Consider the following 14,673-nt stretch of genomic DNA (forward strand, 5'->3'; position numbering starts at 1 on the left):
GCGAGCCGATCCGCCAGCGACGGCTATCGCAAATCCCTGACCGAGACGCCGTCGTCGGTCCCGACGTGGACTTCGTCGGCCAGCCCGACGAACAGGCCGTGAGCGACGACCCCCGGCGTCTCTGACAGGCGTCCAGCGAGCGCCGCCGGGTCCTCGATGGCGCCGAAGTCGCAGTCGAGCACGAGGTTCCCGTTGTCGGTGACGACGGGACCGTCCTTGCGCGCCGCCCGGCGGAGGTCCGGGTCGCCGTCCAGGGCCTCGACCGCTTCAGCCACCGTCGAGCGGGCCATCGGGAGGACTTCCACGGGGACGGGGTGTGCGAGCACGTCGGCCTCCTTCGTCGGGTCCGCGACGACGATGAAGCGGTCCGCGCTCGCGTCCACCACCTTCTCGCGGGCGTGGGCCGCGCCGCCGCCTTTGACCAGGTCGCCGCCGGCCACCTCGTCGGCCCCGTCGATGGCGAGGTCGACCGACGCGTCGTCGAGGTCCGCGAGCGGAATCCCGCAGTCGCGGGCCAGTTCGCGCGACTGGAAGGAGGTGGGGACGCCGACCACGTCCAGTCCGGCGTCGACGGCCCGGCCGATGGCCCGGATGGCGTGGGCCGCCGTCGACCCGGTCCCGAGTCCGACGACCATCCCGTCCTCGACCGCCTCGGCCGCCGATTCGCCCGCTGCGCGCTTCGCCGCGTCGGAGCCGCCCTGTTTCATGTGCGCAGGGTCGACAGACGCGGACAAAACGTTTGTTCTCCGGACCGCAACGTCCGCTATGGCCGACTGCACCTTCTGCGGGCGTCCGGTCGAGGCCCACGACCCCCTGTACCTCAGCGAGACGCCGGGCGGCGAGCCGACGAGTCAGTTCTGTAACTACGGCTGTCTGTCGGCACACGTCGACGCGGCCGACCTGGCGACCGGCTCGGCCTGCGAGTGGTCGCCGGAGCAGTAGCGCCGCGAGCCTCGACGGGCGGCACGGCGAGAGACCAGCCGCTCAGTGGCTCGCCAGCGGCAGCGAAAACGCGGGTCGGGGCCGGCGGTGACCGCTCACCCGGTGAACTGGTGGTACTCCAGGCCCTTGTGTTTCATCTCGTTGTGCTTGCGTTCGAGGAACGAGTAGACGGAGCCGTGGGGCGCGCCGTCGAGCAGCATCTCGGCGGCCTCGCGGACCGCGTCGACCTGCTCCGGGCCGCCGATGATACCGAGCGTCGAGCCGTAGATGACGACGGCCGCGCCGGTGAGCTCCTGCATGAGTTCGCGCGTCCGGCCGCCCTCGCCGATGAGCCGCCCCTTCTGGCGGCGGAAGTCGTTCTTGTTGCGCGAGGCGGCCTCGATGTCGATGAGTTCGAACATCATCAGGTCGTCGTCGAGCAGCGCCAGCGCGTCGTCCGGCGCGAAGCCGCGGCCGATGGCCTTGACGATGTCCGGCCCCTTCAGCCCGGTGACGGGGTCGCCCACGGACTCGACTTTGACCGTTCCGTCCTCCGAGTCGATGTCGAGCCGAACCTCCGCTCGCGATTCGATCTCGCGCATCGTCTCACCTCCCTCGCCGATCAGCACACCGATCCGGTCCTGCGGAATCTTCACGTGTTGCATAAGTATACGTCCCCGTAGGAGGTTCAGCCTGTTTAAAACTTCGGCGTCGGGCCCGTGTCCGCCCCGAACGCCGTTCGCGACCGCGGTCCGCGCCGCCGCTCACTCGTCGCGGCGGTCCGCGGGGGTCCCCTGCGGCACGGCGTCGTCGTCGCTGCCCGGCGCGGTGTCGTCCTTGTCTTTGGGGGTCGCGTACTCCTGGACGTACGCGAGCAGGTCCTCGGGCGTGGCGTCGACGCCCTGCCTGGCGAAGAAGTTCGCGACGTTGCGACAGTCACGTTCGAGGAACTCCTCGGCGTTGGGGTGGTGGATGGTCACCGCCTGTCCGAGGTCGATGATGTACAGCTGGCCCTCGTGGAAGACGACGTTGTACTCCGAGAGGTCGCCGTGGACGAGGCCGGCGTCGTAGAGCCGCCGGACGTACTCCTTGACGACCTCGTAGGCGGTCTCGGGGTTCTCGATGTGGACCTCGTTGAGCCGCTTGGCGCGTCCCTCCTCGGTCCCCAGATACTCCATCACGAGGACGTTGCGCTCGACGGCGATGGGCTCGGGCGTGCGAACGCCGGCCCGACGGGCGCGCTTGAGGTTCGAGGACTCCTTGCGGACCCACGCGGTGACGACCTTCTTCTTGTCCGAGCCGATGCCCTCGAAGCGGGGGTCCCCGTCGAGGTAGCCCCGCATGTCCGTGAAGTCCGAGGCGTTGATGCGGTAGACCTTGACCGCGACCTCCTCGTCGCCGGACAGCGCGGTGTAGACGTTGGCCTCCTTCCCCGTCGAGATCGGGCCGCCGAAGGCGTCGATGTGGCCGTCCTGAACGAGCTTGTACAGCGCGCCGTAGGTCGCGTCGTCGAAGACGCTGGCCTCGACCTTGAACTGGTCCGCGTCCTTGATGCGCTTGCGGAACTCGCTGAACTCGCGGTCGCGCTTGCGTGCGATGCGGTCGGCCTCCGTGTCCGAGACGTCGAGTTCCTCCCACTCGTCGCCCGGTGCGTCGGCCTCGTCGGTGTCCAGCAGGCCGAACTGTCCCTCGGTCACGCTAGTGCCCCCGTCTGCGCCGCGGCAACGTGCATGCGAGCGCTACTCCTTGATGTGTCCCTCCTCGCGGAGCTGGTCCGCGTCCTGCTTCTCGTAGCGCCAGGTGATGTCGGCCTTCTCGTCCTGCCAGTCCCACGGTTCGACGAGGACCACGTCGTCCTCGCGGATCCAGATGCGCTTTTGCATCTTGCCCGGAATCCGGGCGGTGCGCTCGACCCCGTCCATGCAGCGTACCTTGACGCGGTTCGCGCCAAGCATGTCCAGTACGACGGCGAACACCTCGTCGTCCTCCGGCATGCGGAGGTTCTTTCTGCTGTCGTTGTCGCTCATGGTCGGTACTTCGACGGGGAGAGGTTTAAGGTTTGGAAAATTCCGACCGCGAATCGAGTCCGAGACCGCCGCCACGGGGTGGGACAGACGTGTGCCGGGCCGTCTCGGACAGAGCCCGATGCCGTTGCCGACCGTTAGTCGGCGCCGAGACAGCCGACCCAGGAGCAGTCGGTGCAGGTCTCGATGCCCTTCGACGTGGTCGTCTCGGCCCGACAGCGCGGGCAGACGGAGCCGATCTCCGGCGGCTGGACTGACTTACTCATCGGTGATGATGTCCGCCGAGAGGCCCTGTGCCATCTCGATGTCCTTGGAGTTGTTCAGCGTCCAGGCGGTGCGCTCGGTGACGGCCTCGATGACCTCGCGGCCGCTCGGGAGGCCGTTGCCGGACTTCTTGACGCCGCCGAAGGGCAGGTGGACCTCCGCGCCGATGCACGGGAGATTCCCGTAGGCGAGGCCGATCTCCGCCTCGTCGCGGAACTGGTTGATCTCGCGGTAGTCCTCGGAGATGATCGCGCCGGCGAGGCCGTAGTCGACGCTGTTGTGCATCTCCAGGGCCTCGTCGAAGTCGCCGGAGTACTTCAGCAGGGCGACGTGCGGGCCGAAGACCTCCTCGTTGATGCAGCGCAAGTCCTCGTCGTAGTCGATCTCGTAGACGAACGGACCGACCCAGTGGCCCTCTTCGTGGCCCTCGGGGATCTCGTCGGCGTCGAGGTCGGCGCGGTCGACGAGGACGTTCGCGCCCTCGTCGCGGGCGAGGTCGTTGTACTTCTCGAACTTCTCGACCTGCCCGGCCTCGATGAGCGGGCCCATGAAGGTGTCTTCCTCCAGCGGATCGCCGACGGCGATGTCCTCGGCGACGTCGACGAAGCGCTCCTTGAACTCGTCGTAGACCTCCTCGTGGACGATGAGGCGCTCGGAGGAGACACACCGCTGGCCGGTCGTCTTGAAGCTCGACATCACGGCCGAGTGGACGGCGATGTCGAGGTCGGCCTGCTCGCTGACGACGACGGCGTTCTTCCCGCCCATCTCGCAGGCGGCGATCTTGCCGGGCTGGCCGCCGACCTTCGAGGCGATCTTGTGGCCGACTTCGGCGCTTCCCGTAAAGAGGACCGTCTCGACGCGGTCGTCCTCGACGATGGCGTTCCCGGCGTCACCGTAGCCCTGGACGAGGTTGAACACGCCGTCGGGAATGCCCGCGTCCTCGAACATCTCCGCGACGATGTGGGCGCACCACGGCGTCTGCTCGGCGGGCTTCCAGACGACGGTGTTGCCCTCGACCAGCGTGACGGCGAGGTGCCAGAACGGGATGGCGACCGGGAAGTTCCACGGCGTGATACAGCCGACGACGCCCTTTGGCTTGCGGCGCATGTAGGCGTCCTTGCTCGCGATCTCCGAGGGGACCACGTCGCCGTGGGGGTGGCGGGCGTTGCCGGCGGCCCACTCGACCATGTGCCAGGATTCGGTCACGTCGGCCAGGCCCTCGCTGATCTCCTTGCCGCACTCCTTCGTGACGATCTCGCCCAGCTCCTCGTGGCGGTCGCGAAGCTCGTGATAGATCTCCCAGAGGTACTCGGCGCGGTCGATGTGCGAGAGCGAGCGCCACTCGTCGTAGGCGTCCTCCGCGGCGGCCAGCGCGCGGTCGACGTCGTCTTCGGTGCCGCGGTGGAACGACGCCAGTTCCCCGCCGGTCGCGGGGTTCCGGCTCGCGAACGTCTCGTCGCCTGTGCCGGCGGTCCATTCGCCGTCGATGTAGTGCTTCCGTGAGTCGTCAGTGCTCATGATCCGTACTGTACGCTAGTCACACCAATAGGTTCCCCCGTCCATGGTCAGGGGTCGCCGGATCCCTCGCCGTGGACGACGCCGAACCGCCCCTCGAATCTACCATGGTCGGTGTTTCCCTTATGAACACTAGGTTTATTGGCATCCGTAGCGTGACTGTTCGTAGTATCCCTCGATTGGGAGGGACGGCATCATGAGTGAGTCACAGACTGACGACGGCGGGCTCCAGTTGACGCTGAGCATCTGGCACCCCAAGTGCTGGACGCTCGAGGTCACCGACGAGACGGCCGCTGGCCTGCTCGCCCACGGCGTGTACAACACGCAGAACCAGAACGTCAAGGGGCTGTTCACCGCGTACGCGGACAGCATCAACGACGTGGAGGCGCTCATCGAGGCGACGCGGGACTCCGAGCTGACCGAGTCGGTGCTGGAACTGCGCGAGCGCCACGGCGCGACCGGAACCGGGTCGCCGCCGGGGAACACGACGCGCGAACTGTTCGTCGAGTACGACCCCGACAACACCATCAGCGACAGCCTGCTGTCGCGCGGGTTCATCCACAACGACCCCGTCCGCGTCCGGCACGGCCGCGAGCACTGGCCGGTGTTCTTCCCCGGGACGCGCGACGAGGCCGAGGCCGCTATCGACGAGATCCGCGAGGAACAGGACGCCGACATCGAGGTGACGCGCATCACCTCGGCCGGCGGGGGCAACCCCCAGCAACTCAGGCGGATGGACCGCCTCTCGGACAGCCAGCGCGAGGCGTTCGAACTCGCCCGTCAGGAGGACTACTACGCGTGGCCGCGGGGCATCTCGACGCGGGAACTCGCGTCGGAACTCGGCGTCTCGAAGACGACGCTGTTAGAACACCTCCGGAAGGCCGAGGCGAAACTGCTCGACCCGGACCCGCGGTAAGACTCAGCTCAGGACCGCGCGCATCGCGAACAGGGCGTTCTCCTTGCGCTCGCGGACGCGCCGGTAGAAGTACGAGAACCACTTCTCGCCGTATGGGATGTACTGCCACGTCGGGACGCCCTCCGCGGCCAGGTCGCGCTGTGCGTCCTCGCGGACGCCCATCAGCATCTGGACCTCGTACTCCGTGCCGTACTCGTCGTGGAGGGCGCGCGCGTGGTCGATCATCGCCGGGTCGTGGCTGCCGACGGCGACGCCGCCCTCGAACCGCTCGAACATCAGTTCGAGGCAGTCCTCGTAGGCCTCGTTGACCCGCTCTTTCTGCTTGTAGGAGACGCTCTTGGGCTCGGCGTAGGCCCCCTTGACCAGCCGGACCTTCCCGGGCAGCGGCGCGAGCCGTTCGAGGTCCTCGGGCGTGCGCTTGAGGTTCGCCTGCGTGCAGACGCCGACGCCGCCGTCGTGTTCCGTGACCAGTCGCTCGTAGGCGTCTAACGTCACGTCGGTCGTGGTGTAGTCCTCCATGTCGACCCAGACGAATACCCCGTGGTCGTCGCCCGCCGCGACGATGCGTTCGAGGTTGTCGACGAACACCTCGTCGCCCACGTCAAGCCCGATCTGGGACGGCTTGACCGAGACGCAGCAGTCGAGTCCGCTCCCGGCGATGTCTTCGATGAGCGAGACGTACGCGTCGGCGTCCTCGTCGGCCGGCGGCCGCTCCTCGTAGTGTTCGCCCAGCAGATTCAGGATGCCGTTGACGCCGTCGTCGTTCAGCGACGCGACGTGGTCGAGCGCCTGCGGAGCCGACTTCCCGGCGACGAAATTACTCGCGATCGGGGGGATCATTGTCGACTATGAACCGCTATATCGGCCTAAACAAACACCCTACCAAAAATATCTTGAATATTATGACGAAATTAAGTCCCTTGCGCCGAAGTGACGCCGTCCGCCCGCACGGCAACGCACGGGCGTCGCTCCGTTGATTCCGTTCGCCTGGTCAACCACGCTCCCGGCGCACGCGATCTACGCGTATCCCGGTACGATTCTCCACACCTCGCGGCATTATAACAGGATTAATCATGTAGACTTTAGGTTTGTGTGCTATTAGATCGAATTTACACTCGATCTTAAATAATGGTCGTAGCGGGGGTCGATAACCGTGTAAACGAGCGAACAGAACGGGCAACCTACCATGGACGGGGACAGGGTTATACATGGTGTTACGTAACAGAACAGCAGAATCCTATGAACGACCACGAAGACCGTTCGATCGACCGACGTAGCGTAATCAAAGCCGCCGCAAGCGCGGGACTCGTCGGCCTCGCCGGCTGTTCCGGTGGCGCGCCCGAGGAGAGCGCCACCAGCGGCGACGGCGGAAGCGGCGACGGCGGAAGCGGTGACGGCGGAAGCGGCGACGGCGAGTCCACCGACGGCTCGACGGCGTCCGGGGGCGACACCTACACCATCGGCATGGTGGACAGCCTCTCGGGGTCGCTGTCGGCGTTCGGCCAGCGGAACCAGCGCGGGAAGGAGATCGCGCTCGACGCCGTCAACGCGGTCGGCGTCAAGGGCGGCGAACTGGCGATCTCCCAGCAGGACGACCAGAGCACGAGCCAGGGCGGGGTCAGCGCGGCCCAGACGCTCGTCAACCAGGAGGGCGTCCCGCTGCTCATCGGGACGGTCGGCAGCGGTGTCAGCACGGCGATCTACGAGAGCGTCGTCAAGAACACCGACGTGGTCCAGATCAGCCAGAACAGCACCAGTCCGTCGCTGACAGACCTCCCGGGCCTCCTGCGGATGCCGCCGACCGGCGCGACGCAGGCCCAGGCGCTCTCGAAGATGGTCAGCGACGACGGCCACGGCAGCGTCGCGATGGCGTGGATCAACAACAGCTACGGCGAGTCACTCGGCGAGGCCTTCGTGGACAGCTACGACGGGGAAATCGTCTACAACGAGCCCCACGACCAGGGGAAGGCCTCCTACAGCAACGTCATCTCCTCGATGGCCGACACCGACGCCGACGCGTGGGTGTTCCTCACGTACCAGCCGGAGTTCGCCACGATGTCACAGGAGGCGTTCGACCTCGGCGTGACCGACCAGGCCGCCTGGTACGGCGGCGACAGCGTCAAGGGGCCGAAAGTCCTCGAAGCCGCGCCAGAGGGGAGCCTCGACGGGATGAAGGCCGTCGTTCCCAGCGTCCCGCAGGACGCAGAGAACTACCAGGCCTTCGTCGAGGAGTTCGAGAGCCGCTTCGGCGAGGAGCCCACGTCGTGGTCGGCGTACGCCTACGACGCCGTGGTCGTCAGCGCCCTCGCCATCCAGGCGGCCGACGAGTTCACCGGCGCGGCGCTCGGCGAGGTCGTCCGCGACGTGACCCGCCCGGAGGGCCAGGAGGCGACCTCCTACGAGGAGGCCCACCAGATTCTGGCCGAGGGCGGCAGTCCGTCCGACGTCGACTACACCGGCGTCAGCGGCCCCATCGACCTCGACGAGAACGGTGATCCGGTCGGCTTCCTCCAGATCTTCGAGGTCGTGGACCACGCCTACGAGTCGGCCGGCACCATCGAGGGCTGAGGCGGACACCACCCACCCCATTCTCACTAATGGCGCAGATATTACAGTACCTGGCGAACGGGCTGGTATACAGTAGCATCATCATCCTCGGGAGCATCGGGCTCTCGCTGGTCTACAGCATCGCCGACTTCGCGAACTTCGCCCACGGCGACACGATGACCGTCGGCGCGTACGGGGCCTTCGTCGCGTTCGGCCTCTTCGGCGGCATGGGCGGGTCGCTGCTCGGGCTGCCGCTCGGGTTCTACGTGTCGCTGCTCGTCGGGATGGCGCTCGCGGCCGCCATCGCCGTCCTGACGCACCTGGCCGTCTACGAACCGCTCGACACGGACTCCATCGGCCTGCTCATCACGAGCATCGGCGTGGCGTTCGTCTACCGGGCGTCGCTCATGGGCGTCTTCGGGACCGACTTCCTGCAGTACGACATCACGCGCAGCGGACCGATCCCGTTCCTGCTGGAGAACTTCGACGTGGCGATCACCCAGCGGGACGTGGCCATCGTGGTCAGCGCGGCGGTCCTCGTCGGGTCGCTGCACTTCCTGCTCCAGCGGACGACGCTTGGCCGGAAGATGCGCGCGACGGCCGACAACCCCGACCTCGCGCGCGTGAGCGGGATCCGGACCGACCGCGTCATCCTCGTGATGTGGGTCATCGGGAGCGCGCTGGCCGCGGCCGGCGGCGTCTTCCTCGCGCTGTACAGCCAGCTCGACCCGCGCATCGGCTTCGGCATCCTGCTGGTCGTCTTCGCCGCGGTCATCGTCGGCGGCATCGGCTCCGTCTACGGCGCGATGCTCGGCGGTCTCCTCATCGGCATGATCCACGAGCTGACGCCGCTGCTCGGCGACGTGGGCATTCCCATCGGGACCGCCTACGCGCCGGCCATCGCCTTCGTTATCATGGTGGCGGTCCTGCTCGTCAAACCGCGCGGCATCGCGGGTGATCTGACGTGAGCGCGCTCGACGTGGGCGCGTTTTCCGCCCGCGAGAAGGGCGTCGCGGGCCTGCTCGGCGGGATCGGCGTGCTCCTGCTGATCGCCGTGGTCGCCGGCGTGCTCGCGCCGGCGTACCTGCTGTATCTCGTCTCGCTGTCGGCGATGTACATGCTCCTCTCGATGGGGCTGAACGTCCAGTGGGGCTACGGCGGGCTCATCAACTTCAGCGTCGCGGCGTTCTTCGGCCTCGGCGCGTACGGGTCGGCGCTCCTGACGGCGAACTCCTCGCCGATCTCGGGGAACGTCAGCCCGGTCATCGCGCTGTTCGGCGGCCTCCTCCTCGCCGCGGTCCTCGCGGTGCTCATCGGCTATCCGACGCTGAAGCTTCGCGACGACTACCTCGCCATCGCCTCGCTCGGCCTCGCGGAGGTCGTCCGCATCTTCATCCTCAACGAGAACCAGTGGACCGCCGGCAGCGCCGGACTGACCGGGATCCCGCTGTTCTTCGCCGACTGGCCGGTGCTCGGCGACCTGAGCTACCCCTACGTGTTCCAGGTCGGCGGCACGGCCCTCTTCTACATGCGCCAGCCGGTCATCACCGGGCTGCTGAACCTCGTGCTGGTCGGCGCGTTCGTCGCCGGCGTCTACCTCTTCCTGCGGCGCATCCACCGCTCGCCGTGGGGCCGCGTCCTGCGGACGATCAAGACCGACGAGGACCTCGCCGAGACGCTCGGCAAGGACACGTTCGCGTTCAAGATGCAGGCGTTCGTCATCGGCAGCCTCATCATGGCGCTCGCGGGCGTCTTCTACACCCACCTCGTGCTGTACGTCAGCCCGCCGGACCTCCAGCCCATCACGACGTTCTACGTCTGGGTCGCCGTCATCCTCGGCGGGACCGGTAGCGACCGCGGCGCGATGCTCGGCGGCTTCACCATCGTCGCCATCCAGCAGGGGACGCGCTTTCTCAACGACGCCGTCCAGCTCCCCATCGGCCCCGCCCCGCTGCGGCTGATGCTCGTCGGCCTGCTCATCATCCTCATCGTCAGGCTCCGGCCGGAGGGCATCCTCCCGCCGGAGCGCGAGCTGATCTGGCCCGACGCAATGCGGGGTGACGGCGATGAGTGAGCAGTCCCTCGTCTCCGACGGCCCCGTCCTCGACAAGGCCGATCCGGTCCTCCTCGCGGAGGGCCTGGAGAAGCGATTCGGCGGCCTCGTCGCCACGGACGACGCCTCGATCGCCGTCGAGCGCGGCTCCATCACGGGCCTCATCGGCCCGAACGGGGCCGGCAAGTCGACGCTGTTCAATCTCATGTCGGGCTTCTACGAGCCAGACGGCGGCCGAGTCACGGTCAACGGCGTCGACGTGACCGGCAAGGAGCCCCACGAGATCGCCGACCAGGGGATGATCCGCACGTTCCAGACGCCGCGCAAGCCCGAGGACATGACCGTCCGCGAGGCGCTGCTGGTCGGTCCCCACGACCAGACCGGCGAGTCGATCGTCCCGCTGTTCACGTCGCCCTCGACCGTCGAGCGCGAGGAACGGCGCTCGCTCGAACGCGCCCAGGAGATGCTGGAGCGCTTCGAGATCGGCGACCTCGCGACCCAGCCCGCGACGGACCTCTCGGGCGGGCAGATGAAGCTGGTCGAACTGGCCCGCGGGATGATGGCCGAGCCGGACCTGCTCTTGCTCGACGAGCCCGTCGCCGGGGTCAACCCCGTCCTCGCGGACAAGCTCGCCGGCTTCATCGAAGAACTCAACGAGGAGGGGATCACCTTCCTCATCATCGAACACGACATGAGCTTCATCATGCGACTGGCCGACCCGATCATCGTCCTCAACCAGGGCAGCGTCCTCGTCGAGGGGCCGCCGGAGGCGGTCCGGAGCGACGAGCGCGTCATCGACGCCTACCTCGGAGGGCCGTCAGAATGAGCCAGCCGATTCTCACCGTCGAGGGCGTGGACAGCGGCTACGGCGAGGTGCAGGTGCTCGACGACCTCTCGCTGACCCTCGAAGAGGGCGAGATCGCCTGTCTCGTCGGCCCGAACGGGGCCGGCAAGTCGACCGTCCTCAAGACGGTGTTCGGCATGCTGGAGCCCTGGACCGGCTCGGTCCGTCTCGGCGACCGCGAGATCGGCGGCATGGCCCCAGAGGACATCGTCCGCATCGGGGTCGGCTACGTGCCACAGACCGAGAACGTGTTCGGCTCGCTGACCATCGACGAGAACCTCCGCATGGGCGGCGTCGCCCGCGACGGCGGCCTCGAAGAAGTCGTGACCGAACTGTACGACCGGTTCCCGATCCTCGACGAGAAGCGCACCGCGAAGGCGAAGACGCTCTCGGGCGGCCAGCGCCAGGTGCTCGCGTTCGCTCGCGCGCTCGTGATGGAGCCCGACGTGCTGCTCATCGACGAGCCCAGCGCCGGGCTGGCTCCGAACACCGCCGCGGAGGTGTTCGAGGACGTGGTGACGGTCAACGAACTCGGCACCTCCATCCTGATGGTCGAGCAGAACGCCCGGGAGGGCCTGGGCATCTCCGACCGCGGGTTCGTCCTCGACCAGGGCTCCGTCGAGTTCGAGGGCGACGCCGCGTCGCTGCTCGACGACCCCGAGGTCTCCCGGCTCTATCTCGGCGGGGAATCGCGGCACTGACGCCCCGTCGGGTCCCGCGACACGAATCGCTCGCCGACACCCCCTTCACGAACGTCGATCTCCGAATCTCTGCATTTATGAGCGGCACACGTCGTACCGACAGTAGCGAGGCAGTGAGATGACCTGGCCGGAACGGATACTCGGCGTCCTCGCCCCGCTCGCGGCGGCGGTCATCTGGGGCGGGATGTACGTCGTCAGCAAGTGGGGCTTCGGTGCGATTCCGCCCGTCACGCTGGGGTTCCTGCGCGTCGCCCTCGGCGCGGTGGCGCTCGTCGCCGTCGTCGCCCACAGCGGCGCGACCCGGACGCCGACGCGGACGGACTGGCGCGGCTTCACGGGCCTCGGTGCACTGGTCACCGCGACCATCGTCACCCAGTTCGTCGGGACGGACCTGACGACGGCCAGCCAGGGGTCGCTGCTGACCGTCGCGACGCCCGTCGCCACGCTCCTGCTCGCCGCCGTCGTCGTCGACGAGCGCCTCACCCGCGCGAAGGTCGCCGCCGTCGGGCTCGCGACCGTCGGGACCGCGCTCGTCGTCGCGGACGGCGGTCTCGACGGGAGCCTCGACCCGGCCGGCGTCACCGCCCTGCTCGGCGCGAGCGTGGCCTGGGCCGGGTACACCGTCTGGGGCAAGCCGCTCGTCGCGCGCTTCTCCGCGCTGGAGACCGCGACCTACGCCAGCGTCACCGCGACCCCGATGCTGGCGCTTCTCGCGGCCGGCGAACTGTGGCTGTTGCACCGGCCGCTGTCGTCGCTCCCGACCGACCCCGCGGTGCTGGCCGCCGTCGCCTACCTCGGCTTCTTCGCCACGGCGGCGGCGTGGTACCTCTGGTACAAGGGCCTCGAATACGTCGACGCGGGCACGGTGTCGGTGCTGTTCGTCGCCCAGCCGCTCGTCGGGACGGCCCTCGGCGCGGCCCTGCTCGGCGAGCGCGTCGGCCCCTGGTTCCTCGTCGGCGGGACGCTCTTGCTCGCCGCCGTCGTGGTCGTCGGACGGGCGCGGTCCTGACGGCGCGCTCAGACCGTAACGACAACGCAAAATGCCCCCCATGCCATATCGCCTGCAAATGACCGTGACGCTCCCGACCGACGCCGACGAGTGGGCCGCCGCGTGGCGCGACCGCATCAACGACCGGGCCGAGTTCGCCGACGCGGCCGCCGAGTTCACCGCCACGTTCTGCTTCGAGATCCGCGACGACGACACCTACGTCGGCGACCCCGTGCAGTTCCGGGTCGACATCGAGGACGGCGTCTGCACCCACGCGGCGACCGACGACGACCCCGACTACGACTTCGCGCTCCGAGGCCCCTACGGCGAGTGGGTGTCGATGCTCCGGGGCGACCTCGACGTGTCGGCCGCCGCGATGGACGGGACCTTCACCGTCGAGGGGGACACGATGACGCTCCTGCGCCGGCAGGACACCATCGCGCAGATGGTGGCCGCGGCCCAGAACGTCGAGACCGAGTTCGAGTACTGACCGACGGGCTTTTGTCCCGGCGGCCGGCGAACACGGGTATGCTCGACAAACTCGGTGCCGTCGGCCTCGCCGGCGTCGCCGTCCTGCTCGGTGGCATCGGCCTCGTCGCGTGGAAAGCGCCGACCGTCGCCGTCGGTATCGCGCTGGTCGTCGGCGGTCTCGGCCTCGTCGTCTACGGCCTCGTCTCCAGCCTGCTCGGCGCGTTCGGGATAGGAATGGGCGGCGGGATGGGCGGTGGCGGCATGGGCGGCGGCGGCATGCCTTGACGACCGTCGCGACTGAAATCCGGTCCACAGCGTCTCTGCCGCTACTGTCCGGTGGTGTCGGCGTCGAGGTCGAACTCGACCCGTGCGCCCCCGCCCGTCCCATCGGTGACGGACACCCCCCAGCCGTGGGCCTCCGCGATGGCGCGGACGATGTACAGGCCGAACCCCGTCCCGTCGTCCGCCCGCGACGCGCCGGGGTCGAACACCCACTCGCGGTCCTCGGGGTCGATCCCGCGGCCGTCGTCCTCGATAGCGAACCCCTCCGGCGTCGCCTCGACGCGGACCGTCACGCGCTCGCCGTCCGCCGGTCCGTGTTTCACGGCGTTGGCGAAGACGTTCTCGAACAGGCGGAGCAGTCGCTTCTCGTCGGCGTCGATCAGTATCGGTGGCGGCGGCTCGAGCACCGCGCCGCCGGTCTCGACGTGATTCCACGCCGCTCGCGCCACCGCGGCCACGTCGACCGTCTCCTCGTCGGTGGCGAGCGTCCCCTCTCTCGTCGCGGTCCGAATATCGTCGATGATGGCCTCCAGGCGTTCGAGCCCCTCCTTTGCGGACTCGACGTGCTCCGACGGCGACGCTTCGGCCGCCAGTTCGAGGTGGCCGCTGGCGACGGCGAGCGGCGTTCGAAGGTCGTGTGCCAGCAGGTCCGCGAACTCGGTCAGGCGGTCGTTCTGTCGTTCGAGGTGCCACTCGCGTTCCATTCGCTCGGTCACGTCACGGCCGGTCCCGCTGAACCCCAGTACCGTCCCGTCCTCGTCGGTGAGAAGTTGGCCGCTGAGTTCGAACGTCACCGGGCCCTCCGTCGTCTCGGCCCGCGCCTCGACGATGGTCCAGCCGCGCTCGAAGATGTCGGCGAGCGCCGCCTCGACGTCGGGACGGTCCTCGGCGACGAAGAACTCGGTTGGCGTCATCCCATCCAGTTCCTCGTCCGTCTTGTCGAACAGTTCGTTCAGCCGCGTGTTCCAGTAGGCGAGCCGTCCGTCGGCGTCGTAAACGTAGAAGACGTCGTCGAGCGTGTCAAGCGCCCTCATCAGGACCCGACACTTGTCTTCCATGCCTGAGATAGGCGGTCAGAGAATATAATAATTCATGTACGATTCCCAACAAACCGGCGGATCAGCGGTCAACGGGGCGGATTTCTCGT

Annotated in this window: 18 protein-coding genes; 10 read left to right on the plus strand and 8 right to left on the minus strand. The window is 68.0% G+C overall.

The window, feature by feature from the left end; genetic code table 11:
- Nucleotides 1-23: 23 nt before the first annotated feature.
- Nucleotides 24-707 (minus strand): ribose-5-phosphate isomerase RpiA, encoded by a 684-nt coding sequence (gene rpiA, locus GM656_RS11100; protein ID WP_162413725.1) that lies wholly within the window; start codon nt 705-707, stop codon nt 24-26.
- Between the two features lie 58 nt (nt 708-765).
- On the opposite strand from rpiA, the gene GM656_RS11105 reads away from it, so the two are divergent.
- Nucleotides 766-942, plus strand: a complete 177-nt coding sequence (locus GM656_RS11105; RefSeq protein WP_241692751.1) for a hypothetical protein — start codon at nt 766-768, stop codon at nt 940-942.
- A 95-nt stretch (nt 943-1,037) separates the two neighbouring features.
- Here the strand turns inward: GM656_RS11105 and GM656_RS11110 are convergent, their stop codons facing one another.
- The 5 genes from GM656_RS11110 to GM656_RS11125 all read right to left on the minus strand — a co-directional run bounded on the left by GM656_RS11110 (nt 1,038) and on the right by GM656_RS11125 (nt 4,727).
- On the minus strand, nt 1,038-1,586 hold the full coding sequence (locus GM656_RS11110; RefSeq protein WP_162413727.1) for a KH domain-containing protein: 549 nt from the start codon (nt 1,584-1,586) through the stop codon (nt 1,038-1,040).
- Between the two features lie 99 nt (nt 1,587-1,685).
- A complete protein-coding gene (rio1, locus tag GM656_RS11115; protein ID WP_162413728.1) occupies nt 1,686-2,618 on the minus strand; it encodes a serine/threonine-protein kinase Rio1 in 933 nt (310 codons plus the stop codon).
- Between the two features lie 42 nt (nt 2,619-2,660).
- A complete protein-coding gene (gene eif1A / locus GM656_RS11120; protein WP_162413729.1) occupies nt 2,661-2,948 on the minus strand; it encodes a translation initiation factor eIF-1A in 288 nt (95 codons plus the stop codon).
- A gap of 134 nt (nt 2,949-3,082) precedes the next feature.
- Entirely contained in the window at nt 3,083-3,211 is a 129-nt protein-coding gene (locus tag GM656_RS19515) for a hypothetical protein (RefSeq protein ID WP_277815052.1), read from the minus strand.
- Entirely contained in the window at nt 3,204-4,727 is a 1,524-nt protein-coding gene (locus GM656_RS11125; RefSeq protein ID WP_162413730.1) for an aldehyde dehydrogenase family protein, read from the minus strand. Before GM656_RS11125 ends, GM656_RS19515 begins: the two co-directional genes overlap by 8 nt.
- Before the next feature lie 193 nt (nt 4,728-4,920).
- Here GM656_RS11125 and GM656_RS11130 point away from each other — a divergent pair, with 193 nt between their 5' ends.
- Entirely contained in the window at nt 4,921-5,640 is a 720-nt protein-coding gene (locus GM656_RS11130; protein ID WP_162413731.1) for a helix-turn-helix domain-containing protein, read from the plus strand.
- Nucleotides 5,641-5,643: 3 nt separating this feature from the next.
- Here GM656_RS11130 and GM656_RS11135 read toward each other — a convergent pair whose 3' ends face one another.
- Nucleotides 5,644-6,480 carry a proline dehydrogenase family protein gene (locus GM656_RS11135; RefSeq protein ID WP_162413732.1) on the minus strand — a complete coding sequence of 279 codons (837 nt, stop codon included), beginning with the start codon at nt 6,478-6,480 and terminating at the stop codon, nt 5,644-5,646.
- Nucleotides 6,481-6,879: 399 nt separating this feature from the next.
- On the opposite strand from GM656_RS11135, the gene GM656_RS11140 reads away from it, so the two are divergent.
- The 8 genes from GM656_RS11140 to GM656_RS11175 all read left to right on the plus strand — a co-directional run bounded on the left by GM656_RS11140 (nt 6,880) and on the right by GM656_RS11175 (nt 13,529).
- Entirely contained in the window at nt 6,880-8,208 is a 1,329-nt protein-coding gene (locus GM656_RS11140) for an ABC transporter substrate-binding protein (RefSeq protein WP_162413733.1), read from the plus strand.
- Between the two features lie 29 nt (nt 8,209-8,237).
- A complete protein-coding gene (locus tag GM656_RS11145; RefSeq protein ID WP_162413734.1) occupies nt 8,238-9,155 on the plus strand; it encodes a branched-chain amino acid ABC transporter permease in 918 nt (305 codons plus the stop codon).
- A complete protein-coding gene (locus GM656_RS11150; protein WP_162413735.1) occupies nt 9,152-10,261 on the plus strand; it encodes a branched-chain amino acid ABC transporter permease in 1,110 nt (369 codons plus the stop codon). The genes GM656_RS11145 and GM656_RS11150 overlap by 4 nt, the downstream gene beginning before the upstream one ends.
- Entirely contained in the window at nt 10,254-11,066 is an 813-nt protein-coding gene (locus GM656_RS11155; RefSeq protein ID WP_162413736.1) for an ABC transporter ATP-binding protein, read from the plus strand. The genes GM656_RS11150 and GM656_RS11155 overlap by 8 nt, the downstream gene beginning before the upstream one ends.
- Nucleotides 11,063-11,785, plus strand: coding sequence for an ABC transporter ATP-binding protein (locus GM656_RS11160; RefSeq protein WP_162413737.1), 723 nt, complete (start codon nt 11,063-11,065; stop codon nt 11,783-11,785). The genes GM656_RS11155 and GM656_RS11160 overlap by 4 nt, the downstream gene beginning before the upstream one ends.
- A 118-nt stretch (nt 11,786-11,903) precedes the next feature.
- Nucleotides 11,904-12,794, plus strand: coding sequence for a DMT family transporter (locus tag GM656_RS11165; protein WP_162413738.1), 891 nt, complete (start codon nt 11,904-11,906; stop codon nt 12,792-12,794).
- A 58-nt stretch (nt 12,795-12,852) separates the two neighbouring features.
- A complete protein-coding gene (locus GM656_RS11170) occupies nt 12,853-13,263 on the plus strand; it encodes an SCP2 sterol-binding domain-containing protein (RefSeq protein WP_162413739.1) in 411 nt (136 codons plus the stop codon).
- A gap of 38 nt (nt 13,264-13,301) precedes the next feature.
- Entirely contained in the window at nt 13,302-13,529 is a 228-nt protein-coding gene (locus GM656_RS11175) for a DUF7470 family protein (protein WP_162413740.1), read from the plus strand.
- Nucleotides 13,530-13,570: 41 nt separating this feature from the next.
- Here the strand turns inward: GM656_RS11175 and GM656_RS11180 are convergent, their stop codons facing one another.
- Complete coding sequence (locus GM656_RS11180) at nt 13,571-14,584, minus strand: PAS domain-containing sensor histidine kinase (RefSeq protein WP_162413741.1); 1,014 nt, start codon at nt 14,582-14,584, stop codon at nt 13,571-13,573.
- Nucleotides 14,585-14,673: the final 89 nt, after the last annotated feature.

Source organism: Haloarcula salina (genome assembly GCF_010119195.1).
Lineage (GTDB): Archaea > Halobacteriota > Halobacteria > Halobacteriales > Haloarculaceae > Haloarcula > Haloarcula salina.

Coding starts and splice junctions, on each gene's coding strand:
- rpiA (WP_162413725.1), bottom strand. CDS start 707: ATGAAACAGGGCGGCTCCGACGCGGCGAAGCGCGCAGCGGGCGAATCG.
- GM656_RS11105 (WP_241692751.1), top strand. CDS start 766: ATGGCCGACTGCACCTTCTGCGGGCGTCCGGTCGAGGCCCACGACCCC.
- GM656_RS11110 (WP_162413727.1), bottom strand. CDS start 1,586: ATGCAACACGTGAAGATTCCGCAGGACCGGATCGGTGTGCTGATCGGC.
- eif1A (WP_162413729.1), bottom strand. CDS start 2,948: ATGAGCGACAACGACAGCAGAAAGAACCTCCGCATGCCGGAGGACGAC.
- GM656_RS19515 (WP_277815052.1), bottom strand. CDS start 3,211: ATGAGTAAGTCAGTCCAGCCGCCGGAGATCGGCTCCGTCTGCCCGCGC.
- GM656_RS11125 (WP_162413730.1), bottom strand. CDS start 4,727: ATGAGCACTGACGACTCACGGAAGCACTACATCGACGGCGAATGGACC.
- GM656_RS11130 (WP_162413731.1), top strand. CDS start 4,921: ATGAGTGAGTCACAGACTGACGACGGCGGGCTCCAGTTGACGCTGAGC.
- GM656_RS11135 (WP_162413732.1), bottom strand. CDS start 6,480: ATGATCCCCCCGATCGCGAGTAATTTCGTCGCCGGGAAGTCGGCTCCG.
- GM656_RS11140 (WP_162413733.1), top strand. CDS start 6,880: ATGAACGACCACGAAGACCGTTCGATCGACCGACGTAGCGTAATCAAA.
- GM656_RS11145 (WP_162413734.1), top strand. CDS start 8,238: ATGGCGCAGATATTACAGTACCTGGCGAACGGGCTGGTATACAGTAGC.
- GM656_RS11155 (WP_162413736.1), top strand. CDS start 10,254: ATGAGTGAGCAGTCCCTCGTCTCCGACGGCCCCGTCCTCGACAAGGCC.
- GM656_RS11160 (WP_162413737.1), top strand. CDS start 11,063: ATGAGCCAGCCGATTCTCACCGTCGAGGGCGTGGACAGCGGCTACGGC.
- GM656_RS11165 (WP_162413738.1), top strand. CDS start 11,904: ATGACCTGGCCGGAACGGATACTCGGCGTCCTCGCCCCGCTCGCGGCG.
- GM656_RS11170 (WP_162413739.1), top strand. CDS start 12,853: ATGACCGTGACGCTCCCGACCGACGCCGACGAGTGGGCCGCCGCGTGG.
- GM656_RS11175 (WP_162413740.1), top strand. CDS start 13,302: ATGCTCGACAAACTCGGTGCCGTCGGCCTCGCCGGCGTCGCCGTCCTG.
- GM656_RS11180 (WP_162413741.1), bottom strand. CDS start 14,584: ATGGAAGACAAGTGTCGGGTCCTGATGAGGGCGCTTGACACGCTCGAC.